Raw genomic sequence first — 22,766 nt, 5'->3', positions numbered from 1 at the left:
AACCCGCGGCTCTGGAGAGTCTGTATGGCAAGTTTCGTACACACGGTCGGCCATCTGGTCTACCGCTTCGACAGCCTCAAGGAAGTGATGGCCAAGGCCAGCCCCGCCCGCTCGGGGGACTACCTGGCGGGCGTCGCGGCCAGCAACGACGGCGAACGGGTCGCCGCGCAGATGGCCCTGGCCAATATCCCGCTGACGCATTTCCTCAACGAAGCGCTGATCCCTTACGAAGATGATGAAGTCACGCGCCTGATCATCGACACCCACGATGCCCAGGCCTTCGCCCCGGTCAGCCACCTGACCGTGGGTGGCCTGCGCGACTGGCTGCTGAGCGAAGAAGCCAACGAGGACAGCCTGCGCAACCTGGCACCCGGGCTGACGCCGGAAATGGCCGCCGCGGTGTCGAAGATCATGCGCGTGCAGGACCTGGTGCTGGTGGCACAGAAGATCCGCGTGGTCACCCGGTTCCGTGGCACCATGGGCCTGCGCGGTCGCCTGTCGACCCGGCTGCAGCCCAACCACCCGACCGACGAGCCGGCCGGCATCGCCGCCAGCATTCTCGACGGCCTGCTTTACGGCAACGGCGACGCCATGATCGGCATCAACCCGGCCACCGACAGCATCGCCTCGATCTGCGCCCTGCTGGAAATGCTCGACGCCATCATCCAGCGCTACGACATCCCCACCCAGGCCTGCGTGCTGACCCACGTCACCACCTCGATCGAGGCGATCAACCGTGGCGTGCCACTGGACCTGGTGTTCCAGTCCATCGCCGGCACCGAGGCGGCCAACGCCGGGTTCGGCATCAACCTGAACGTGCTGCAGGAAGGCTACGAAGCGGGCCTTTCGCTGAAACGCGGCACCCTCGGGCAGAACCTGATGTACTTCGAAACCGGCCAGGGCAGCGCGCTGTCGGCCAACGCCCACCACGGCGTCGACCAGCAGACCTGTGAAACCCGCGCCTATGCCGTGGCCCGCCACTTCAAGCCGTTCCTGGTCAATACCGTGGTCGGTTTCATCGGCCCGGAGTACCTGTACAACGGCAAGCAGATCATCCGCGCCGGCCTCGAAGACCACTTCTGCGGCAAGCTGCTGGGAGTGCCAATGGGTTGCGACATCTGCTACACCAACCACGCCGAAGCTGACCAGGACGACATGGACACCCTGCTGACCCTGCTGGGCGTGGCCGGGATCAACTTCATCATGGGCATCCCCGGCTCCGACGACATCATGCTCAACTACCAGACCACCTCGTTCCACGACGCGCTGTACGCGCGCCAGACCCTGGGCCTGAAGCCCGGGCCGGAATTCGAGGCATGGCTGGCCCGCACCGGCATCTTCACCCAGGCCGATGGCCGGGTGCGCTTTGGTGACAACCTGCCGCCGGCCTTCCGCCAGGCCTTGGCACAGCTTGCATAGGGATGACCATGGACCACCGCACGCCTACCCCCGACAACCCTTGGCTGGCCCTGCGCAACCTGACCCCGGCGCGCATAGCCCTGGGCCGCACCGGCACCAGCCTGCCGACCGGTGCGCAGCTGGACTTCCAGTTTGCCCACGCCCAGGCCCGCGACGCCGTGCACCTGGCCTTCGACCATGCCGGCCTGGCTACCCAGCTGAGTGACCGCGGGCGCGAAAGCCTGGTGCTGCACAGCGCCGCCAGCGACCGCAACCAGTACCTGCAACGCCCGGACCTGGGACGACGGCTGAACGAAGATTCGGTTGCCGCGCTGCGCCAGCACGCCCAGGCCAACCCCGGCGGGGTCGACCTGGCCATCGTCGTCGCTGACGGCCTGTCGGCACTGGCCGTGCACCGCCACACCCTGCCATTCCTGGCGCGTTTCGAGGAACAGGCCGCCGCCGATGGCTGGACCAGCGCCCCGGTGGTGCTGGTGCAGCAGGGCCGCGTGGCAGTGGCCGACGAGGTTGGTGAGCTGCTGGGCGCCCGGATGACGGTGATGCTGATCGGCGAACGCCCCGGGCTCAGCTCGCCCGACAGCCTTGGCCTGTACTTCACCTATGCACCGAAGGTCGGCCTGACCGATGCCTACCGCAACTGCATTTCCAACATCCGCCTGGAGGGCCTGAGTTATGGCATGGCGGCGCACCGCTTGCTGTACTTGATGCGCGAAGCCTGCCGACGCCAGCTTTCCGGGGTGAATCTGAAGGACGAAGCCGAGGTCCATAGCCTGGAGAGTGAACACAGCACCGGCCAGAAAGGTAACTTCCTGCTCGGCAAAGGGTAAAAAACATGTCACGGAAGGCGGATTGCACTTGCACCGCGCATTGGGCAGCATGCCCTTGAAGGCTGATGGCAATCCGCTGTTTCCCCTAATGGACTCTGAGGGCCGCACATGCGCATCATCAAGGCAACCCTGGAACACCTCGATCTGCTCACGCCGATGTTCGTCAAATACCGTGAGTTCTATGGGCAGCTACCCTACCCTGACAGCTCCCGCAGTTTCCTTGAGAAGCGCCTGAAGCGGGATGAGTCGGTGATCTACCTGGCGCTACCCGATGATGACGACGGCAAACTGCTGGGATTCTGCCAGCTGTACCCAAGCTACTCATCGCTGTCGTTGAAGCGGGTATGGATTCTCAACGATATCTACGTGGCCGAGGACTCGCGGCGCATGCTGGTGGCCGACCACCTGATGCGCGAGGCGAAGAAAATGGCCAAGGAAACCAACGCCGTGCGCATGCGGGTGTCGACCAGTGCGGACAATGAGGTAGCGCACAAGACTTACGAATCCATCGGGTTTCGTGAGGATAACGAGTTCAAGAGTTATATCCTGCCGATCAGCCAAGATTGACCTGCACCGGCCTCTTCGCGGGCTCGCCCGCTCCCACAGGCATAGCGGCGCATCTGAAGTCGGTGCTGTACCTGTGGGAGCGGGCGAGCCCGCGAAGAGGCCGGTACAGGAATACCCCCCTGCCGTAACCCCCCGCTACAAACTCCCCGGGCATGTTCCTGACTTAGCCGTATAATGGCCCACCTGTCATGTGTGAAAATTTACCCATCCCCAGGTAACCGAGCCTACGCCCAAGAACACAGGTGCTGTACATGGATTTCAACCCGCTGGACCTTATCCTGCATCTCGATGCCTACCTCGATCTGCTGGTCACCAACTACGGTCCCTGGATCTACGCCATCCTCTTCACCGTGATCTTCTGTGAAACCGGGCTGGTGGTCATGCCCTTCCTGCCCGGTGATTCGCTGCTGTTCATTGCCGGCGCCGTAGCCGCCGGTGGCGGCATGGACCCGTTGCTGCTGGCCGGCCTGCTGATGGCCGCCGCAATCCTCGGCGACAGCACCAACTACGTGATCGGCCGCACGGCCGGCGAGCGGTTGTTCAACAACCCCAACTCGAAGATCTTCCGGCGCGACTACCTGCAGCGTACCCACGACTTCTATGAACGCCACGGCGGCAAGACCGTGACCATGGCGCGCTTCCTGCCCATCCTGCGCACCTTTGCACCGTTCGTCGCCGGCATCGCCCACATGCACTACCCGCGCTTCCTCGGTTTCAGCGTCGCCGGTTCGCTGCTGTGGGTCGGCGGCCTGGTGACCCTGGGCTACTTCTTCGGCAACGTGCCATTCATCAAGCAGCACCTGTCGCTGATGGTGGTGGGTATCATCATCCTGTCGCTGGTGCCGATGATCCTCGGCCTGCTGCGTGGCCGCCTGGGCCGCACGGCCAAGGCCCACTGAAACCTGCAGATGTGGTCGTTCAGCGCCTGGCGGCGCAAGCGCACCCTGGCGCGCTACCCCATCACCTCCCAGCAATGGCAGGCCGTGCGCGAGCGCCTGCCGATGCTGGACGGCATCACGGACGAAGAAGATCGCTGGCTGCGTGAAGCCTGCATCCTGTTCCTGCTCGACAAGCACCTCACCTGCCTGCCCGGCGTCGAGCCGGATGACGAGCAGCGCCTGTTGCTGGCGGCCCAGGCGCAGTTGCCGCTGCTGCACCTGGGCGAGCTGAACTGGTACCAGGGTTTCCACGAAATCATCCTCTACCCCGACGACTTCAAGAGCCCCCAGCGCCACCGCGATGCCAGTGGCGTGGAGCACGTATGGGACGGCGAGCACAGCGGCGAGGCCTGGCAGCAGGGCCCGATCATCCTCGCCTGGAACGGCGTGCTGGCAAGCGGTGGCTGGGAGGCCTACAACCTGGTCATCCATGAACTGGCGCACAAGCTCGACATGCTCAATGGCGATGCCAACGGCCTGCCGCCGCTGCACAGCGGCATGCCCGTGGATGAATGGGCAACCGCCATGCAACAGGCCTATGACGACCTCAACCGCCAGCTGGACGCCAACCCCGACGCCGAAACCGCCATCGACCCGTATGCCGCGGAGAACCCCGCGGAGTTCTTTGCCGTCACCAGCGAGTACTTCTTTAGTGCCCCCGACCTGCTGCAACAGGCTTATCCACAGGTCTACCGCCAGTTGTCGCTGTTCTACCGCCAGGACCCGCTGGCGCGCCTGTGCCGGCTGCAGGCCGAACACCCGGAATACCGCGAAAGCCACGCCTGACGGGGCCGCACATCAGGCCAGGCGTGGCATGCCCATGCAGAATGTGCCTATAATCGCCGCCACTTTTTTGGTCAAACACGGGGGCACTGCCCAATGAGCTACAGCAAGATTCCGGCGGGCAAAGACCTGCCGAACGACATCTACGTCGCCATCGAGATCCCGGCCAACCACGCGCCGATCAAATACGAGATCGACAAGGACAGCGATACCCTGTTCGTCGACCGTTTCATGGCTACCCCGATGTTCTACCCAGCCAACTACGGCTTCATCCCGAACACCCTGGCCGATGACGGTGATCCGCTGGACGTGCTGGTCGTTACCCCTTACCCGGTAGCCCCAGGTTCGGTTATCCGCGCCCGTCCGGTCGGCGTGCTGAACATGACCGACGACGGCGGCGGCGACGCCAAGGTCATCGCTGTTCCTCACGACAAGCTGTCGCAGCTGTACGTCGATGTGAAGGAATACACCGACCTGCCAGCCCTGCTGATCCAGCAGATCGAGCACTTCTTTGCCAACTACAAAGATCTCGAGAAGGGCAAGTGGGTCAAGATCGAAGGCTGGGAAGGCGCTGACGCCGCCCGCGCCGCGATCACCAAATCGGTTGCTGCCTACAAGGGCTGATGCCGGTTGCATGAAGAACCCCGCCCAGGCGGGGTTTTTTTATGCCTGATGGATGGCTGGTCGCCCTGGAACTAATTGACCTGCCTGCGCAGAAGCAACTGCCTTGCTCAAATTCTAATTGCTGGCGCGATCCCTGTGGGAGCGGGCGTGCCCGCGAACACCGGCGCAGCCGGTGCCAGCCACCGCGTTGGCCTCTTCGCGGGCACGCCCGCTCCCACAGGAACCGTGCACTTGCTTGGGAGAGTAAAAAATCCTACGCAGTCCTACTCCAACGCCCTACAAACAGGCGCTTTTCACACAACCCCCATCAACATCCGGTTCATATCCTTGCGGGCACCCCGCCGCTACACTCGCCGCCATGAACACATCCGGCGACCGACTCAAAGCCCTCCTCCACGAATGTGGCCTGACCTCTTCCGATTTCGCCGCCCAGCGCAGCGTCACCCCCCAGCACGTCAACAACTGGCTCAAGCGCGGCGTGCCTTTGGCCCGGCTGGACGAAATGGCCGACCTTTTCTGCGTGCATCGTCGCTGGTTGCGCACGGGCGAAGGCCCCAAACACCACAACCCGATCCTGCGCAGCTGCCCGCCAGGGCCGGCGCCCGCCAACCCGCGCACGCCGCTGTCGGCGCAAGGCGGCCGGGCACTGAAGGTGCCCTTTTACGAACTGCACAACGGCCTGCTGTCGCCCGTGGCGGGCAAGCACATGTGCCTGCCCGCAAAAGCCCTGAAAGGGTTGGGAGTGCATGCCGACAACGCCATCTGCCTGGCGATGCCCGCCAGCAACATGACCCCGCTGATTCCGCTGCAGGCCACCCTGGCCATCGACCTGGGCATGACTCAGGTGTTCGAGGGCGAAACCTATGCCCTGCTGCACAACGGCGTGCTCAGGGTGAACAACCTCAGCCTCGGCCAGCACGGCACGCTGTACCTGCACAGCCATGATCGGCGCAACTATGCGGTCGAACGCTACACCACCGCCCAGCGCCAGACACAAGGGCTGGAGATTCTGGGCTGGGTGTTCCACTGGTCGCATTTCCGCCAGCAACGGCCCGACTGAAACAACCTGTGCCATTTTTTGCTGGGCATCCTGCGCGCGCCCTTGTATGCTACGCCGCACATTCAGCCCCCGACCGGCGCGAGCCGCGGTCCAGAGGGCTCGGCGATATCCCACACGGGCATCTGCCATCTCTTTCAGGCCCTTGATGGCCACACAGTTAAGGCGATTGCGGCTTACCATAAATTAGTCGGAAGCGTCCCCGAGAAGCCGGCCACAAGCCGGCTTTTTAATGCCCGCCATTCTCATCCTCTGAAACTTTCTGCAGCCTTCCCATGGCCGGGGAATCGCCGCTTCATGAGCGAAAAAAATCTCATTCGCCATTTATCTGACACTATACTAACGCTCATCCGAATATCGTCGGATAAATGACGTTTCGTGTGGAGCTTTCACCCTCCTGATCTAGGCTCAAGCCATATGGGAGGAGGTGTAGTCCATGCGCAAATTATTGATTGGCTCGTCGATCCTGGCTTGTCTCGTGGTGTTGGGCGGCTGGTTGAGTCGACCGCAGCCGGTGCCGGTCAGGCTGCTGGAAGTTGAGCGGGGGCCGGTGGAGACGGTGGTGGCCAACACGCGCGCGGGTACGCTGAAGTCCTGTCGACGCTCGCACCTGTCCTTCAATGTCGGCGGCCAGGTTGCCGAGTTGCTGGTCAGCGAAGGCCAACGGGTCCAGCCGGGTCAGGTGCTCATGCGCCTGCGGCAGGACGAGCAACAGGCCAGGCTGCAGGAAGCCGAGGCGCGGCTGGAGGCCCAGCGCAACACCCGCGAACAGCGCTGCCAGCAAGCTCTGCTGGACCGACGCGACCTTGATCGCCTGGGCCAGTTGGCCGACCGCAAGTTGATTGCCGCCGATCGCCTCGATCAGGCGGCGACCAAGGCCAACCTGGCGAAGCTGATGTGCAGTGCCAGTGCCGTGCTGATCCGCGAGGCCGACGCCAGCCTGCAGCTGCAGCGTTCACTGCTGGAACAGACAACCCTGCGTGCACCATTCGCCGGCATCGTCGCAGAAATCAACGGCGAACTCGGCGAGTTCGTCACCCCTTCGCCGCCAGGTATTCCCACGCCGCCGGCAGTCGACCTGATCGACGACAGCTGCCTGTATGTAGAAGCACCGATCGATGAGGTGGACGCTGCCCGGGTTCACCCGGGAACCGCCGTACGGATCAGCCTGGATGCCTTCCGTGGTCAGCATTTCACCGGCCTCGTCAGCCGCATCGCGCCCTATGTGCGCGAACTGGAGAAGCAGGCGCGCACCGTCGATGTCGAGGTGCGCTTCGACCAGCCGCCGGCAGACCTGGCCCTGCTCACCGGCTATAGCGCCGATGTCGAGATCCTCCTGGAGCAGCACGCGGGTGCCTTGCGCATCCCCACCGAGACCCTGCTGGAGGGGCAGCGTGTGCTGCGATATGACCCGAGCGCCCGGGTGTTGCGCGAGGTGCAGGTGCAAACCGGGCTGAGCAACTGGCGCTGGACCGAGGTGCTTGCAGGGCTGGACGAGGACGCACGCATAGTCGCCAGCCACGAGCAGGAAGGGCTCAAGGATACGGTGGCGGTAATCCCGGTGGATGCCGCGGAGACCGAGAAATGATCCGCCTGCGCGGCGGCAGCCGCAGCTTCCAGTTGGGCGAGCAGCAGGTGATGGGGCTGGATGGCCTGGACCTGGACATCGCCGCCGGTGACTACATGGCGGTGATGGGCCCGTCAGGCTCGGGCAAGTCGACCTTGCTGAACATCCTCGGCCTGCTCGATGCGCCGAGCGCCGGCGAATACTGGCTGCAGGGCGAGGCCACGGCGGCCCTGAGCGAGGCGCGCCGCGCCCAGTTGCGCAGCCGACTGATAGGTTTCGTGTTCCAGTCCTACCACCTGATCGCACGGCTGACGGTGCTGGAGAATATCGAGCTGCCGATGGTCCTTGCCGGCATTGGTGCGGCACAACGGCGCAAGCGCAGCAGCCAATTGGTGGCACGGCTGGGGCTGGGCGAGCGCATTGCCCACCGCCCGGCCGAGCTTTCCGGTGGCCAGCGCCAGCGCGTCGCGATCGCCCGGGCGATGGTCATGCAACCGGCGCTGCTGTTGGCCGACGAACCCACCGGCAATCTCGATAGCCAGGCCGGCGCAGAGGTCTTCAGCCTGCTGGAAGAGCTCAACGGCGAGGGGCTGACCCTGATAGTGGTGACCCACGATGCCAACCTGGGCGCCCGCGCACAGCGCCAGCTACACATGCGTGACGGGCGGATCCACAGTATTGCGCCGCAGTGGGCGCTGGCCTGATGCGCGCTGCCGATGCCCTGGGCTTCTGGCTAGGTGCCTTGCGTGGGCATCGCTCACGCAGCCTGATGCTGCTGCTGGCCATCGCTATCGGGGTGGTCGCGGTCAATCTGCTCACCGGTCTTGGCGCGGGGGCGCGGGCTTTCGTCCTGAACGAATTCTCGCTGCTCGGGCGCGACATCCTCATCGTTTTCCCGGGGCGCAAGGAAACCACCGGGCGAATGCCGCCGCTCACCGGCCTGACGCCACACGAGTTGACCTTGCAGGATGTCCAGGCCATCACCCGGTTGCCGGGCATCCGCCGGGTCGCGCCGCAGCAGGCCGGGCAGATGGAGGTGATAGTCGGCAACCGCAATCGTGAAGTGCTGACGCTGGGCACCACCCGGGACTTCTTCGCCATTCGCCAACTGGCGGTCGTACAAGGCCAGCCGCTGCCGACGCTGGACCCTGAGCAGGCCGAAGCCGTCTGCGTGATCGGCGGCAAACTCCGGCGCGAGCTGTTCGGAGCTCGCCCGGCCCTGGGTGAATGGTTGCGCGCTGGCGACCGGCGCTTCCGGGTGGTCGGCATTCTCGGTGAGCGGGGCGAATCGCTGGGGATGGATTTCGCCGAGATGTTGATCATCCCGGTGGCCAGCGCCCAGGCCTTGTTCAATAGCGAGGGGTTGTCGCGGGTGTTTGTCGAGGTGCATGGTCCGAGCTTTCTCGACCGTAGCAAGCAGCTGATACTCGCCGCGCTCAAGGAGCGCCACGAGGGTGAGGAGGACGTCACCCTGGTCAGCCAGGACAGCCTGCTCAGCGCCTTCGACCAGATACTCGCGGTGCTGACCCTGGCGGTGGCTGGCATTGCCGCGATCAGCCTGCTGGTGGCAGGCATCCTGATCATGAACGTGACCTGGATTGCAGTGAGCCAGCGCAGCGCCGAGATCGGCCTGCTCAAAGCCATAGGCGTTACGGCGGCGCAGCTGCGCCTGCTGTTCCTCGGCGAGGCGGCGCTGTTGGCCCTGACAGGGGCACTGGCAGGGCTGCTGCTGGCCGAAACCTTGCTCTGGCTGGGGCGCCTGGCGTTCCATCTGCCGCTCTATGCCCCCTGGTGGGCGCGGGCTGGCGCCGTGCTGCTGGCACTCGGCACGGCGCTGCTGTTCGCCTGGCTGCCGGCCGCTCGGGCCTCGGCGCTGGAGCCGGTGGCGGCGCTACGCCCGCCGGGGGCGCACTGATGCGCTGGCAAGATGGTTTCCGGCTGACCAGCTCGGCGCTGACCTGCCGCCCGCTGCGCAGCCTGCTGACCCTGCTCGGGGTAGCGATCGGCATAGCCGCCGTGGCGCTGCTCACGGCCATAGGCGAAGGCGTGCGCGGCTATGTGCTGGAGAACTTCTCGCAGTTTGGTACGCGGATCATCACCGTGCGCCCGGGCAAGACCCAGACCAGCGGCCTCGGCGGCCTGCTTGGCAGCGTGCGGCCACTGACCATCAGTGACACCGACGCCCTGCGGCGCTTGCCGCATGTCGAGGCGGCGGTGCCGATCATTCAGGGCAGCGGGAATATCCAGTTCGGTCAACTGAGCCGGCGCAGCGACATTCTCGGTGGCGGCCATCAGATGGCGCAGGCCTGGCGCATGCAGCTGAGCCTGGGCGAGTTCCTGCCCCCGGCCCGTGACGGCCGTTCGCCGCCCTATGTGGTGCTCGGCCATCAGCTGCGTACCGAGCTGTTCGGGGCGCGCAACCCGCTGGGTGAGCTGATCCGCGTCGGCGGCGTGCGTTTCCGGGTGATCGGCGTGATGGCGGAGAAAGGCCAGTTGCTCGGTTTCAACCTCGACGATATCGCCTACATCCCGGTGGACTGGGCGGAAAGCCTGTTCAACCGCACCGGGGTGGTCAAAGCCCATGTGGTGTTCGGCGCAGGTACCACTTCACGAGCATTGAGCCGGCAGATTCGCGAGGTGCTCGGCGAACGACACGGTGCGGAGGATTTCAGCCTGACCACCCAGGACGACATGCTGCGCAGCTTCAACCGCGTTCTCGGCACCCTGAGCCTGGCCATTGGTGCCTTGGGGGGCATTTCGCTGCTGGTCGGCGCCGTCGGCATTCTCACCATCATGACGACCACTGTGGGCGAGCGCACGGCAGAAATCGGCCTGTTGCGGGCGATAGGCGCCAGTCCGCGGCAGGTACTTGGGCTGTTTCTCGCTGAAGCGACGCTGCTGTCCCTGGCCGGTGGCCTGCTTGGCCTGCTGTTGATGGGCCTGCTGCTGGGGCTACTGCACCTGGCCATGCCGAGCCTGCCCTTGGCGCTGCAACCGCTGTTTCTGCTGCTGGCGCTGCTGCTGGCGGCGATGCTCGGCATTCTCGCCGGCCTGGCTCCGGCCGTGCGGGCGGCCCGCTTGCATCCGGTGGCGGCGCTGCGCATCGAGTAGCGGCCAGGCCAAAGAGCCGCTTGATGGGGCTGCTTTGCAGCCCTTCGCGGGCACGCCCGCTCCCACAGGTCCCGCGCATGTCCTGGCTACAGCGCCATCCCTGTGGGAGCGGGCGTGCCCGCGAAGGGCCGCAAGGCGGCCCCAGATTCTGCCTGCCATGCGCTTCATCAGTCATACCCACCACAAGCTGACAGAAAAGTAATCTGAAGCTCAGCCAGCTGACAGCGCAGGTCCGCTAGCGTTAAGGAAGATTGTGGGGCTTCTCGCCCCACGGGCTGGGGCGTTCAACCGCCTGAATACCAGCAACTTTTCGACTGACTGGACGCAACGGCATGCAAAGCAAAACCACCAGACGCTCCTTCGTCAAAGGCCTGGCCGCTACCGGACTGCTTGGCGGGCTGGGCATGTGGCGCGCGCCGGTCTGGGCCGTGACCAGCCCCGGCCAACCGAATGTGCTGAGCGGCACCGACTTCGACCTCTACATCGGTGAGCTGCCGGTCAACATTACCGGCACTGCACGTACAGCGATGGCAATCAACGGCTCCATTCCCGGGCCCATCCTGCGCTGGCGCGAAGGCGATACCGTCACGCTGCGTGTGCGCAACCGCTTGCAGCAGGACACCTCCATCCACTGGCACGGCATCATCCTGCCGGCGAACATGGACGGCGTGCCGGGCCTGAGCTTCCATGGCATCGCCCCAGACGGCATGTATGAGTACAAGTTCAAGGTCCAGCAGAACGGCACCTACTGGTACCACAGCCACTCCGGTTTCCAGGAGCAGGTCGGGGTGTATGGTGCCCTGGTCATCGACGCGAAAGAGCCTGAGCCGTTCACCTATGACCGGGACTATGTGGTCATGCTCAGCGACTGGACGGATGAAGACCCTGCACAGGTGCTGTCCAAGCTCAAGAAGCAGTCTGACTACTACAACTACCACAAGCGCACGGTGGGCGATTTCGTCAACGATGTGAGCGAAATGGGATGGTCCGCGGCAGTAGCCGACCGCAAGATGTGGGCCGAGATGAAAATGAGCCCCACCGATCTCGCTGATGTGAGCGGCTACACCTACACCTACCTGATGAACGGCCAGGCCCCGGACGGTAACTGGACGGGCGTGTTCAAGCCGGGCGAGAAAATCCGCCTGCGCTTCATCAACGGCTCGGCCATGACGTATTTCGATGTGCGAATTCCCGGCCTGAAGATGACGGTTGTCGCGGCGGATGGGCAGCATGTCAAACCCGTTGCGGTCGACGAGTTCCGCATCGCCGTTGCCGAAACCTACGACGTCATCGTCGAGCCCGAAAGCGAGCAGGCTTACACCCTCTTCGCTCAATCCATGGACCGTACCGGGTATGCCAGGGGCACCCTGGCTGTTCGCGAAGGCTTGCAAGCCCCTGTTCCAGCTGTCGATCCACGGCCGATCATTTCCATGAGCGATATGGGCATGGACCATGGCGGCATGAACCACGACAGCATGGCCGGTATGGATCACGGCGACATGGCAGGCATGGATCACGGCAGCATGGCTGGCATGGACCATGGCGACATGGCTGGTACCAGCGCGCCCATGCAGAGCCACCCAGACTCCGAGAGCAACAACCCGCTGGTCGACATGCAGACCATGACCCCGACACCAAAACTGGGCGATCCGGGCATCGGCCTGCGTGACAACGGCCGCCGTGTGCTGACCTATGCGGACCTGCGCAGTACCTTCCCGGACCCGGACGGCCGCGCGCCTGGTCGCACAATCGAGCTGCACCTCACCGGCCATATGGAAAAGTTCGCCTGGTCCTTCGACGGCATCAAGTTTTCCGATGCCGAGCCACTGCGCCTCAAGTATGGCGAGCGCCTGCGCATCACCCTGGTCAACGACACCATGATGACCCACCCCATCCACCTGCATGGCATGTGGAGCGACCTGGAGGATGAGAACGGCAACTTCATGGTGCGCAAACACACGATCGACATGCCGCCTGGCTCAAAACGAAGCTATCGCGTCACGGCAGATGCCCTGGGGCGTTGGGCCTATCACTGTCACCTGCTGTTCCACATGGAAATGGGCATGTTCCGCGAAGTCCGTGTGGACGAATGAACTGGAGATCCGAGATGAGCAAACCAATGAAACGAAGCGCGTTTTTCCTCTCTGCTGCAATGGCCGGCCTGTTTGCCGTTTATGCCCCGTCGTCGTGGTCCGGCGGCAACAATCAGCAGCCTGCCGATGCCGCAAAAGCCAAGGGCGCCCAAGGCATGGACCATGGTTCGATGAAGGGCATGGATCATGGCGCCATGAAGGGCATGGACCACGGTTCGATGAAGGGTATGGACCATGGCTCGATGCAAGGCATGGACCACGGCAAGATGATGGAATCCCATGGCAGCGACAAAGCCAAGGCAGGGAAAGATGCTCAATAGCCTGGCACGACCATCGCTGCTGGCATTGACCGTTTCGCTCGGCGTGCTGGGCGCTGCGCCCAGCTTCGCCGCTGAAGAAATGGACCATTCGATGATGGACCACGGCAAGATGGATCATGGCAGCATGCCGGGCATGGACCACGGCGCCATGGATCATGGAGCCATGAACCATGAAGCGATGGACCATTCGAAAATGAACCACGGCTCGACGGATACGCCGACGACCAGCCGTACCCCGATCCCGGTGCTGACCGATGCCGACCGCCAGGCAGCCTTCCCCCCATTGGGCGGGCATCAGATGCACGACAGTGCTATCAACAGTTTCTTCCTGCTGGACCAGCTCGAGTACCAGGATGCCGATGAAGGCAGCACGCTGGCCTGGGATGCTTCCGGCTGGGTAGGCGGCGATATCAACCGGCTGTGGATCCGCTCCGAAGGTGAACGTACCAACGGTGTCACCGAGGATGCCGAATTGCAGCTGCTGTACGGCCGCTCGATCAGCCCATGGTGGGATGTGGTTGCCGGGGTGCGCCAGGACTTCAAGCCTGAATCCCCCCAGACCTGGGCGGCGTTCGGTATCCAGGGCATGGCGCTTTACGACTTCGAAGCCGAAGCCACCGCGTTCATTGGCGAGAACGGCCAGACTGCCGCGCGCCTGGAAGGCGACTATGACATTCTGCTGACCAACCGCCTGATCCTGCAGCCGACCGCTGAAGCCAATTTCTATGGCAAGAACGACCCTGTGCGCGGCGTCGGTTCCGGCCTGGCAAATACTGAAGTCGGGCTGCGCCTGCGCTATGAAATAGTCCGCCAGTTCGCCCCTTACATCGGCATCACCTGGAACCGCTCCTACGGCAAGACCGCCGATTTCATCCGCGACGAGGGTGGTGATGTGGATGAAGCGCGTTTCGTGGCCGGTATCCGCATGTGGTTTTGAGAACCAGACATGAAAAGAACAATAACAACGCTTGTTGCAGCAGGCGCGGTGGCCAGCGTGGCCGTACTGGGTGCTGCGTACTCCGGCCTGGTCAACGTCGGGGCCGATGATCCCCATTTCCCCGCCGTGCATGCCTTTCTGGCCATGGCACGGGACCGATCGATCGCCGTACGGGCCAGGGACATCGAGGTGCCGGACCTGAAAGATGAAACGCTGATTGGTACCGGCGCCGGTAATTACAACGCCATGTGCATCGGTTGTCACCTTGCACCTGGCGTCGAGAAGACCGAGCTCAGCCAGGCTCTGTATCCATCGCCCCCCAACCTGGCCAAAAGCGGGATTGGTGGCGACCCCGCTGCGGCGTTCTGGATCATCAAGCACGGCATCAAGGCCTCCGGCATGCCGGCCTGGGGCAAGAGCATGGGCGATGAATACATCTGGGGCATCGTCGCCTTCCTGGACCAGTTACCCCAGTTGAACGCCGAACAATACAAAACGATGGTCGCGGCCAGTGGCGGCCACCAGCATGGTGGTGGCGAAAGTGAAATGCACAATCATGAAGGCCAGCACCGCGGCAACGTGCCTGGCCACCACGGTGAGCAGGCCTCGGGCGCAGGCCAGCATGATGAGGGGCATTCAAAGGCCCATACTCATCGCGATGGCAAGCAGCACATGCATAAAGACTGAAGGCAGCTTCGCACTGCCTTCAGTTGTCACGCAGGGCATGCAGCACGCGATCCGCCAATGCCAGGCAACTGGTCAACCCCGGTGACTCGATGCCAAACAGGTTCACCAGCCCCGGCACACCATGCTCGGCGGGCGTACTGATGACAAAGTCCGCCGCCGGGTCCTGCGGGCCGCTGATTTTCGGGCGGATACCGCTGTAGGCCGGTTGCAGGCTGGCGTCGGGCAGGTCGGGCCAATAGCGCCGTACGGCGGCATAGAAGCTGTCGCCGCGCCGGGGGTCTACCGGGTAGTCGATATGTTCCACCCACTCCACATCCGGGCCGAAGCGCGCCTGGCCGCCCAGGTCGAGGGTCATGTGCACGCCCAGGCCGGCGTGTTCCGGTGCGGGGTACACCAGGTGCCGAAATGGCGCACGACCGCTCAGGCTGAAATAGCTGCCTTTGCATAGATAGGCTTTGGGCACATGGGCCGGGTCGAGGCCGGTGATGTGCCCAGCGACTTCAACTGCCGATAACCCAGCGCAGTTGACCAGCCGCTGGCAGGTCAGGCTCATCGGCTCGGCACCGCCCATGTCCAGGCTGAAACCGGCCTCGATCACCCGCGCGGCAAGCAGCGGGGTATGCAGTACCAAGGTGGCGCCCGCAGCCTCGGCGTCACCCAGCAGGGCGAGCATCAAACCGTGGGAGTCGATGATGCCGGTGGACGGCGACCACAGCGCGGCGACACATGACAGCGCCGGCTCCAACTCACGCGCCTGGTCGGCGTCGAGCCATTGCAGGTCATCGACACCATTGCGCCGGCCCTGCTCCAGCAGGCGCTGCAAGCCTTCGACCTGGGCCGCATCGGTGGCGACGATCAGTTTGCCGAGGCGTTGGCATTCAACGCCCCGACTGTCGCAATAGGCATACAGGCGTTGCTTGCCCTCGACACACAGCTGCGCCTTGAGGCTGCCATCGGGGTAATACAGGCCGGCGTGGATCACCTCGGAGTTGCGCGAGCTGACCCCGACGCCAATGCCCTCGCCCGCCTCCACCACCAGCACTTCATGGCCAGCCTGGGCCAAGGCACGCGCCACCGCCAGGCCGACCACACCGGCCCCGACCACCACACACTCGATATCAACGCTCACCTGTACCTCGCTTGTCGAAAGGCTTGACTGGCCTGTATCACCCCAGGCGCCACTCTAATCAAGCACTTGGCCAGTGAATAATGAAGGGTTCTGATCGGGAGATCACCCCACGTTATCTCTCACCAGCCTCCAGACAGCGGGTTTCGCCGCGGCTCCCCGATAACGAATAGTCATCCCCGGATCAGCTCTTTTCATTATCGACGCACCGCACCGCCTGATTACTGTGGCTTGGTCTGCACTCAAACCAAGGACAGCCCATGTGCGATCACAAGTTCAACAACAATCACGCACCCAACGTCAAAGCCCTGCTCGAAGGCCTACCCAGCAATTGGGGCAAATGGGGGCCGGACGATGAAGTCGGCGCCCTCAACTACCTGCAAAGCGCGCAGATCCTGCGCGGCATCGCCAGCGTGCGCCAAGGCAAGACCTTCACCCTGCAAGTGCAGATCGGCCACCCCAAGGGCGAACCCCTGTGGCCCGGTCGGCGCCCGTCGGTGAGGGCCAACGTGCTGGACAAGGGCCACTTCCTGGCTGGGAAAGCACACTTCGACGGCCATGTGGAGTACGCCGACGATGTGATCTTCATGCACCTGCAGGGTTCTACCCAGTACGACGCCCTCGGCCATGTATGGCACGACGACAAACTGTGGAACGGCTATGACGCCATGAGCACCATCGGCGGCATGGACAAGGCCAGTATCCTGCCGATCGCCGAGCGTGGCGTAGTCGGGCGCGCGGTACTGATCGACATGGCCCGCCACCGTGGCAAAAGCGTGCTGGACAAGGGCGAGACCTTCAACCATCTGACTTGATGGCAGCTGCCGAGGCCCAGGGTGTTGCAATTGAAAAGCGCGACATCCTGATCATCCGTACCGGCTGGATCGGCTCGTTCTACGAGCGCGAGCCGGAGGAGTTCTACCAGGACTTCGCCGAGCCGGGCCTGACCTTCAGCCGGGCGCTGGTGGAATGGTTCCACGAGATGGAAATCCCCAACCTGATCACCGACACCATGGCCAACGAGGTCGCCGTGGACCCGCAGTCCGGGGTGTTGATCCCGCTGCACAACGCCCTGATGCGCAACCTCGGCGTGGCCTTTACCGAAGTGGTGATTCTTGATGAGTTGGCCAGGGATTGCGCGGAAGATGGGCAGTGGCAATTCCTGTACACCGCAGCGCCGTTGAAGATCGTCGGCGGCAGCGGTGCACCGGTGAATCCGATCGTGATCAAGTGACTGTGCGGGGTCGCCTCAATGCCCCATGCCCAGCTCGGCATCATCCATCAGCGCCTTGGCCATCGCACTCAGGTAGTGCGCAGCCCAGATCATCATCGGCTTCTCATCCATCAGGCCGGTGATGGTCAGTTCGCGGACATAGCCCATCAACTCTGAGGACTGCTCGCGGGCATCGCGGCAGGGGATGCCGGGCTCGATGCGGAACAGTGGGTGGGTGCCATGTTCGCCTTGGTAGAACGTGGTCTTGCCGACAGTGAATTGGGTGTCTTCTGTGGTCATTTTTGAATCCCCTGAAAGTTCTCGACTGCCTGGACGGGCCCTTTCGCGGGTGAACCCGCTCCCACAGGTACTGTGCAAGTCTTGAAGACTGTGGTGATCCTGTGGGAGCGGGTTTACCCGCGAAAGGGCCCGCCCAGACAACACATCACTCAAGCCTCAGTGCAAAGTTCTGGGCCCAGTGGGCATCTGCACCTGAATCAATGCCGACTCCAGCAAAGCCCGCAGCGTCTCCAGTTCATGCATCGACGTCATCATCAAAACCGACGCCGGCAACTTGGGCTGCAGCAGCATGGCCTGATGCACAACGGTCGCAGCGCAGAGCGCATAGTCCGTGGCCTGGATCAGGGTGTCTTCAAGGGAATGAATATCGTGGGGTGGATCGGGGACAATCTTAAGCATGGTGAGGTTCTCAATTGATTGGCTAGAACCGCCACTCATTACTTGCAGTGTGATGGGGGGCGGCCACGTACAGGTCTGCAAGACCGGCAGAGAACGAAACCGGCAGGTTCGAAAACCTCCCGTACGCAGCCACCATCAAGCGCGCGCAATAGCATGCCATTGGCTATTGGTGATCGGTAATCGTTCTCTGAGCGGGCTTGCAGGCCCGGTCGCTGATTTGGCAACGACTGGGCCACACTAGTCCGCCAGGAACACCACCGCAATGGCTCAAGGGCGCTAGGAAGCTATTTCAGAAATGGCCTACGCGCAACGGGAAAAATCTGATTATCAGAAGTCATACCGCGCCCCAACCATCATGCTCCGCGACGGCCCGTAGAAGTTGAACGTCGAGGTCGACCCCACCCGCGACAGGTAGTCCCGGTCGAACAGGTTGTTGATGTTGAAGGTGGCCGTCAGCTTCGAGGTAACCGGATAAGACAGCATTGCATCCACCGTCGCATAGCCTGGCGCGTCGATGCGCACACCGCCGTTCTCGGAATAGAAGTTGCTCATCGCCGAAATACCGCCACCAATGGCCAGGCCGTTCAGCGGCCCTTGGCTGATGGTGTACTTGCTCCACAGCGATGCCTGGTTGCGCGGCATGATGAAGAAGGTGGTTTCGGCATCGCCCTTGAGGGTTTCGGTTTCCATCCAGGTGTAGCCGGCCAGCACTTCCCAGTTCGGCGTCAGCTTGCCGCTCACTTCCACTTCGGCGCCTTTCACACGGGTCTTGCCGGATGCAACAGAGTCAGTGGTAGCGACACCGTCGGCGTCATGCACGGTGGTCGCGCGGTTCTTGTCCGTCAGGCGGAACACCGAGAAGCGAGTATTCAGGTCGCCGCCGAAGTAGCTGCTCTTGAGACCGAACTCGTACTGCTCGCCCTCACGCGGCTTGAGCACCCGGCCATTGCTGTCAGTGTCGGACTGGGGCTTGAAAACCTGCGAATAGCTGGCGTACAGCGCATGGTTCTCGGTCAGGTCGTAGACCAGGCCGCCATACGGGGTGAAGTGGCCATCCACGCGCTTGCTGTCGTTGGTGGTGGCGCCGCTGCTGAGGGTAGTGGTGTAGAAATCACCGCGATACCAGCTGAAGCGGCCCCCGGCGATCAGCGCCAGACGCTCGACCGGGCGGAAGGTGACCTTGGAGTACAGGCCGTATTCCTCTTCCTGCATACCGGTCTCGGTGCTGTAGTTGGGCGATGGCTTGGCGAACTGCTTGGGCGAGTATGTATTGACGTTGATGGCGCCCAGGTTGGTTGTGCCGTTGAGGTACTCGGTGTCGTAGTTCTTGTAGTCGCTGCCGACCACGAATTCGCTGACCTGGCCGAAGGTTTCGAACGGCTGGCTGTAGCTGGCGTCCAGCGAGTAGGTGTCCTGGGTGAAATCGCGGGCGCTGGCGCGCTCGGAGTTCGCGCCAGTGGTGGCGTTGGTCGCGGTGAAGGCGTACAGGTAATTGGTGTCGCGATGCGAGCCACGGGCTGCGACACGGCCATAGCCGCCGTTGTCGAAGCGGTGGGTCAGCTCGGCGACCAGGTCGGTGGTCTTGCCGTCGAAGTAATTCCAGTCGGCCCCCAGGAACTTCGAATGGCTGAAGTCGGGCACTTCGCCGGACAGCGTTGCCGGATAGCCATTGTGCGGGGTGATGTTCTTCACTTCATGAATCAGGCCGAACGACAGGGTGGTGGCGTCGTCCAGGTCGACGTCCAGCGCACCGTAGTAGCTGTTGCTGGTGTTGGCGTTGTAGTCGACCTCGCCATTGGTGTCGTCACGCGAGGCGATGAAGCGCCCGCGCACGCGGCCGGCATCATCCAGCGGCCCGCTCAGGTCGATTTCTTCGTGGTTGGTGTCCCAGGTGCCATAGCTGCCTTCGACGTGCCCCTGGAACTCGGCGGTCGGGCGCTTGCGCACCATGTTGACGATGCCGCCCAGTTCGCTGGTGCTGCTGAACAGCCCGGCCGGGCCACGCATGATCTCGACACGGTCGAATGCCGCCAGTGACGGTACTGTACCGAAGATGCTGGCCATGGGCGCCGGCAGGCCGTCGATATTGAACTCGCTGTACTCGTAGCCACGGGCGTAGATCGACGAACGGCCACTGTCGTTGGTCAGGGTTCGCAGGCCGGCGGTGTACTTGGCCAGGTCATCGAGGTGCACGAACTGGCGGTCCTTGACGTAGTCCTGGGTGTAGACGGTGATCGATTGCGGGATGTCCTTGAGCGCTGCGGGGGTCTTGGTGCCCACGGTGGCGGCATCCACGCTGTAGCCGCCAGTTTCTTCCGACGGCAGCATGTCATACAGGCGGTTGCCTTCGATGGTCAATGCCGGCAGGTCAAGCGCGCTGTCCTCGGCAGACGCCTGAGTCGCTACCGTCTCGGCCAGTGCCGACAACGAGAACGGCGCCAACAGCCCCAGCACCAGCCAGCCCCGACCCCGTCGCGAGTCCCCCAAACTTTTGAAACTGCTCATGACACACCCTTTCCCCAAATGGTAGTAATTCGCAAACGAAACAAGTTGCTTTTTGCGAACGATACCGAAGGGAAATCGGGGGTGCAGCAGGATTAACCTTCTTAACACATCCAGGCGTTGCCCTCGCCCTGCCGGCAATGGGATGATTCGTAACTGATACGAATTCTCATTCAAGGCTCGCCGTGCCCACCTCACTCCTCCTAGCCGAAGACGACGCAAGCCTGCGTCAGGACCTGGAACGCCATTTCCTCAACCGGGGTTTCCGAGTGCACGCATGCGCCACCGGCGTCCAGGCCCTGAATGCCATACAGCAATCACAGTTCGAGCTGGTGCTGCTGGATATCATGCTGCCAGGCATCGACGGCCTCAGCCTGCTCGACGAGTTGCGCCAGCAGCAGGCGGTGCCGGTCATGCTGATGTCGGCGCTGGGGGCCGAGCAGGATCGCATCAGTGGCTTTACCCGGGGCGCGGACGATTACCTGCCCAAGCCCTTCAGCCTGGCCGAGCTGGACGCCCGGGTCGATGCATTGCTGCGGCGTGTGGCGTTCGATCGTGGTACGGCGCTGCGTGCCGACGTCGGCGAGGTGATGCTCGACCAGGACCGCCAGGACGTTATCCACAACGGCAAGGCTGCCGGCCTCACCGCGTCCGAATTCCGCTTGCTGGCCACCCTGCGGGCCCACCCTTCCGAAGCCTTGAGCAAACCATTTCTCTACCAGACCGTGCTGCACCGGGCCTACACCCGCCTGGATCGCGGCCTGGATGTGCATGTGTGCAACCTGCGCCGCAAGCTGGCCGACATCGATGCCCAGCACCTGCAGATCCAGGCCGTACGCGGCCAGGGGTACATCCTGGTCGACACGGAAAAAGCCTGATGCGCCGTCATCCCCTGCTATGGAAACTGGCCGTACTGCAGGTTGGCTTCTGCCTGTTGCTGACCTGGCTGATCTGGACCTGGGGCCTGTCGGTGGAGCGCAGTACCTACTTCCTGTCCCAAGCCGACCAGGACTACCTGGCGCGCTTTGCACAGCAAGCCGAACAGGCATGGGAGCAAGGCGGCGCAGAGGGTGCCGAGGCCTGGCGCAGGCAACTGGAACAGGCCGAGGGCACTTGGGTGGCGCTGGTCGGGCCGCACCTGCAGAGCCTTGGCAGCACCCCACTCAGCGCTGAGGAAGCTAGCCACCTGACCTTCATGCGCAAGCTCGACTGGCCGATGAGCCGGCGCCTGCAGGATGAACTGCCCTACGTCAGCATCGAGTTCCCGCAACACCCCGAGCACGGTCGCCTGGTAATGCAACTGCCCGAACACCTGTTGCCTACCGGCCTGACCCCATGGACCCATGTAATCACCCATGGCGTTGCCCCCACGCTACTCGCCCTGCTGCTGGTTCTGGCGCTGTACCGCCACCTTGTGGTGCCACTGAACCGCCTGCGCGACCGCGCCGACGCCCTGCGTGCCGACGACCTCGACAGCCCGGCCCTGCCCCTGCAGGAGCGGCGCGATGAGCTTGGCGAACTGGCGCAGGCCTTCGAGCACATGGCCGGGCGCCTGCGCCAGAGCCTGGAGCAGCAGCGCCTGTTGCTGCGCACGCTGTCTCACGAACTGCGCACGCCGCTGGCGCGGCTGCGCATCGCCCATGACAGCGGCTTGCCGCCGGCCCAGTTGCGCGAGCGCCTGGACCGCGAGGTCGCCGACATGCAGAAGCTTCTGGAGGACACGCTGGACCTCGCCTGGATGGACACCGAACAGCCCAGCTTGCCGACCGAACCGGTATTGATGGTTTCAGTGTGGGAAGCCTTGTGCCAGGACATCTGCTTCGAAAGCGGCTGGAACCGCGCCCGCCTGCCCTGCTCGCTCGGCCCCGACTGCGTGGTGCAAGCCCACCTGGACAGCCTGGCCCAAGCCCTGGAAAACCTGATGCGCAATGCCATCCGCCACTCGCCGGCCGAGGGCCGGGTCAGCCTGGATGGCTGGTTGGAGGGCGACTGCTGGCACCTGCGCCTGAGTGACCAGGGGCCCGGGGTGCCGCACGCCGAGCTCGAACGCATCTTCAAGCCCTACCAGCGGCTGGCCGACAGCGGCGCGGGCTTCGGCCTGGGCCTGGCCATCGCCCGCCGCGCCATCGAACTGCAAGGCGGTCGCTTGTGGGCCAGCAACGGTCACCCAGGCCTGTGCCTGCACATGACTTTGCCGATGGCCCGGGACTGTTTAGAAAGTTAATGCGCTTTACGCTCAATCAGGACTGATTATCATCTTGGCGTTTCTGCCTTGCGCTCCTTGCAAAGCCCTGAT

At 63.5% G+C, this 22,766-nt stretch carries 21 protein-coding genes and 1 pseudogene; 18 read left to right on the top strand and 4 right to left on the bottom strand.

Annotated features, from left to right (window positions below; genetic code table 11):
- Positions 1–24: 24 nt before the first annotated feature.
- The 15 genes from CAG22_RS18650 to CAG22_RS18580 all read left to right on the top strand — a co-directional run bounded on the left by CAG22_RS18650 (position 25) and on the right by CAG22_RS18580 (position 14,930).
- The gene (locus CAG22_RS18650) at positions 25–1,419 is read left to right on the top strand and encodes an ethanolamine ammonia-lyase subunit EutB (protein ID WP_025337549.1); all 1,395 of its coding nucleotides are present in this window, start codon (positions 25–27) and stop codon (positions 1,417–1,419) included.
- Positions 1,420–1,427: 8 nt separating this feature from the next.
- Positions 1,428–2,246 (top strand): ethanolamine ammonia-lyase subunit EutC, encoded by an 819-nt coding sequence (eutC, locus tag CAG22_RS18645; protein WP_025337548.1) that lies wholly within the window; start codon positions 1,428–1,430, stop codon positions 2,244–2,246.
- A 108-nt stretch (positions 2,247–2,354) separates the two neighbouring features.
- Positions 2,355–2,813 carry a GNAT family N-acetyltransferase gene (locus tag CAG22_RS18640; protein WP_003257044.1) on the top strand — a complete coding sequence of 153 codons (459 nt, stop codon included), beginning with the start codon at positions 2,355–2,357 and terminating at the stop codon, positions 2,811–2,813.
- Positions 2,814–3,064: 251 nt separating this feature from the next.
- Positions 3,065–3,712, top strand: coding sequence for a DedA family protein (locus CAG22_RS18635; protein ID WP_025337547.1), 648 nt, complete (start codon positions 3,065–3,067; stop codon positions 3,710–3,712).
- A 9-nt stretch (positions 3,713–3,721) separates the two neighbouring features.
- Positions 3,722–4,537: a zinc-dependent peptidase gene (locus CAG22_RS18630; RefSeq protein ID WP_085591958.1), complete on the top strand. Its 816-nt coding sequence runs from the start codon at positions 3,722–3,724 to the stop codon at positions 4,535–4,537.
- A 93-nt stretch (positions 4,538–4,630) separates the two neighbouring features.
- A complete protein-coding gene (gene ppa / locus CAG22_RS18625; protein WP_003255365.1) occupies positions 4,631–5,158 on the top strand; it encodes an inorganic diphosphatase in 528 nt (175 codons plus the stop codon).
- Between the two features lie 358 nt (positions 5,159–5,516).
- Positions 5,517–6,218 (top strand): XRE family transcriptional regulator, encoded by a 702-nt coding sequence (locus tag CAG22_RS18620; RefSeq protein ID WP_085705921.1) that lies wholly within the window; start codon positions 5,517–5,519, stop codon positions 6,216–6,218.
- Positions 6,219–6,651: 433 nt separating this feature from the next.
- Positions 6,652–7,803, top strand: coding sequence for an efflux RND transporter periplasmic adaptor subunit (locus CAG22_RS18615; protein WP_085705920.1), 1,152 nt, complete (start codon positions 6,652–6,654; stop codon positions 7,801–7,803).
- Positions 7,800–8,486 (top strand): ABC transporter ATP-binding protein, encoded by a 687-nt coding sequence (locus tag CAG22_RS18610; RefSeq protein WP_039614639.1) that lies wholly within the window; start codon positions 7,800–7,802, stop codon positions 8,484–8,486. Before CAG22_RS18615 ends, CAG22_RS18610 begins: the two co-directional genes overlap by 4 nt.
- Complete coding sequence (locus CAG22_RS18605; RefSeq protein WP_085617883.1) at positions 8,486–9,697, top strand: ABC transporter permease; 1,212 nt, start codon at positions 8,486–8,488, stop codon at positions 9,695–9,697. The genes CAG22_RS18610 and CAG22_RS18605 overlap by 1 nt, the downstream gene beginning before the upstream one ends.
- Positions 9,697–10,893, top strand: coding sequence for an ABC transporter permease (locus CAG22_RS18600; RefSeq protein WP_085705919.1), 1,197 nt, complete (start codon positions 9,697–9,699; stop codon positions 10,891–10,893). Before CAG22_RS18605 ends, CAG22_RS18600 begins: the two co-directional genes overlap by 1 nt.
- Before the next feature lie 332 nt (positions 10,894–11,225).
- A complete protein-coding gene (locus CAG22_RS18595; protein WP_085705918.1) occupies positions 11,226–12,986 on the top strand; it encodes a copper resistance system multicopper oxidase in 1,761 nt (586 codons plus the stop codon).
- On the top strand, positions 12,983–13,306 hold the full coding sequence (locus CAG22_RS18590) for a hypothetical protein (protein WP_085693269.1): 324 nt from the start codon (positions 12,983–12,985) through the stop codon (positions 13,304–13,306). The genes CAG22_RS18595 and CAG22_RS18590 overlap by 4 nt, the downstream gene beginning before the upstream one ends.
- A complete protein-coding gene (locus CAG22_RS18585) occupies positions 13,296–14,243 on the top strand; it encodes a copper resistance protein B (RefSeq protein WP_025337538.1) in 948 nt (315 codons plus the stop codon). The genes CAG22_RS18590 and CAG22_RS18585 overlap by 11 nt, the downstream gene beginning before the upstream one ends.
- A 9-nt stretch (positions 14,244–14,252) precedes the next feature.
- Positions 14,253–14,930, top strand: coding sequence for a c-type cytochrome (locus CAG22_RS18580; protein WP_085705917.1), 678 nt, complete (start codon positions 14,253–14,255; stop codon positions 14,928–14,930).
- Between the two features lie 19 nt (positions 14,931–14,949).
- Here the strand turns inward: CAG22_RS18580 and CAG22_RS18575 are convergent, their stop codons facing one another.
- Entirely contained in the window at positions 14,950–16,059 is a 1,110-nt protein-coding gene (locus tag CAG22_RS18575; RefSeq protein ID WP_085705916.1) for an NAD(P)/FAD-dependent oxidoreductase, read from the bottom strand.
- 257 nt (positions 16,060–16,316) lie between these two features.
- Here CAG22_RS18575 and CAG22_RS18570 point away from each other — a divergent pair.
- Positions 16,317–17,290 (top strand): annotated as a pseudogene (locus tag CAG22_RS18570) (cyclase family protein).
- Between the two features lie 15 nt (positions 17,291–17,305).
- On the opposite strand, the gene CAG22_RS18565 reads toward CAG22_RS18570, so the two are convergent.
- The 3 genes from CAG22_RS18565 to CAG22_RS18555 all read right to left on the bottom strand — a co-directional run bounded on the left by CAG22_RS18565 (position 17,306) and on the right by CAG22_RS18555 (position 20,473).
- Positions 17,306–17,569 (bottom strand): DUF3077 domain-containing protein, encoded by a 264-nt coding sequence (locus CAG22_RS18565; RefSeq protein ID WP_085705915.1) that lies wholly within the window; start codon positions 17,567–17,569, stop codon positions 17,306–17,308.
- Between the two features lie 156 nt (positions 17,570–17,725).
- On the bottom strand, positions 17,726–17,968 hold the full coding sequence (locus tag CAG22_RS18560; protein ID WP_085705914.1) for a hypothetical protein: 243 nt from the start codon (positions 17,966–17,968) through the stop codon (positions 17,726–17,728).
- Positions 17,969–18,295: 327 nt separating this feature from the next.
- A complete protein-coding gene (locus CAG22_RS18555) occupies positions 18,296–20,473 on the bottom strand; it encodes a TonB-dependent siderophore receptor (RefSeq protein WP_085705913.1) in 2,178 nt (725 codons plus the stop codon).
- 182 nt (positions 20,474–20,655) lie between these two features.
- Between CAG22_RS18555 and CAG22_RS18550 the strand changes: the two genes are divergently transcribed.
- Positions 20,656–21,348: a response regulator transcription factor gene (locus CAG22_RS18550; protein WP_025337533.1), complete on the top strand. Its 693-nt coding sequence runs from the start codon at positions 20,656–20,658 to the stop codon at positions 21,346–21,348.
- Complete coding sequence (locus CAG22_RS18545; protein WP_085705912.1) at positions 21,348–22,694, top strand: sensor histidine kinase; 1,347 nt, start codon at positions 21,348–21,350, stop codon at positions 22,692–22,694. Before CAG22_RS18550 ends, CAG22_RS18545 begins: the two co-directional genes overlap by 1 nt.
- The last annotated feature ends 72 nt before the right edge of the window (positions 22,695–22,766 follow it).

This window comes from Pseudomonas sp. B8(2017) (genome assembly GCF_002113575.1).
Classification (GTDB): domain Bacteria; phylum Pseudomonadota; class Gammaproteobacteria; order Pseudomonadales; family Pseudomonadaceae; genus Aquipseudomonas; species Aquipseudomonas putida_Z.
This window is presented reverse-complemented; position numbering and strand designations above follow the sequence as displayed.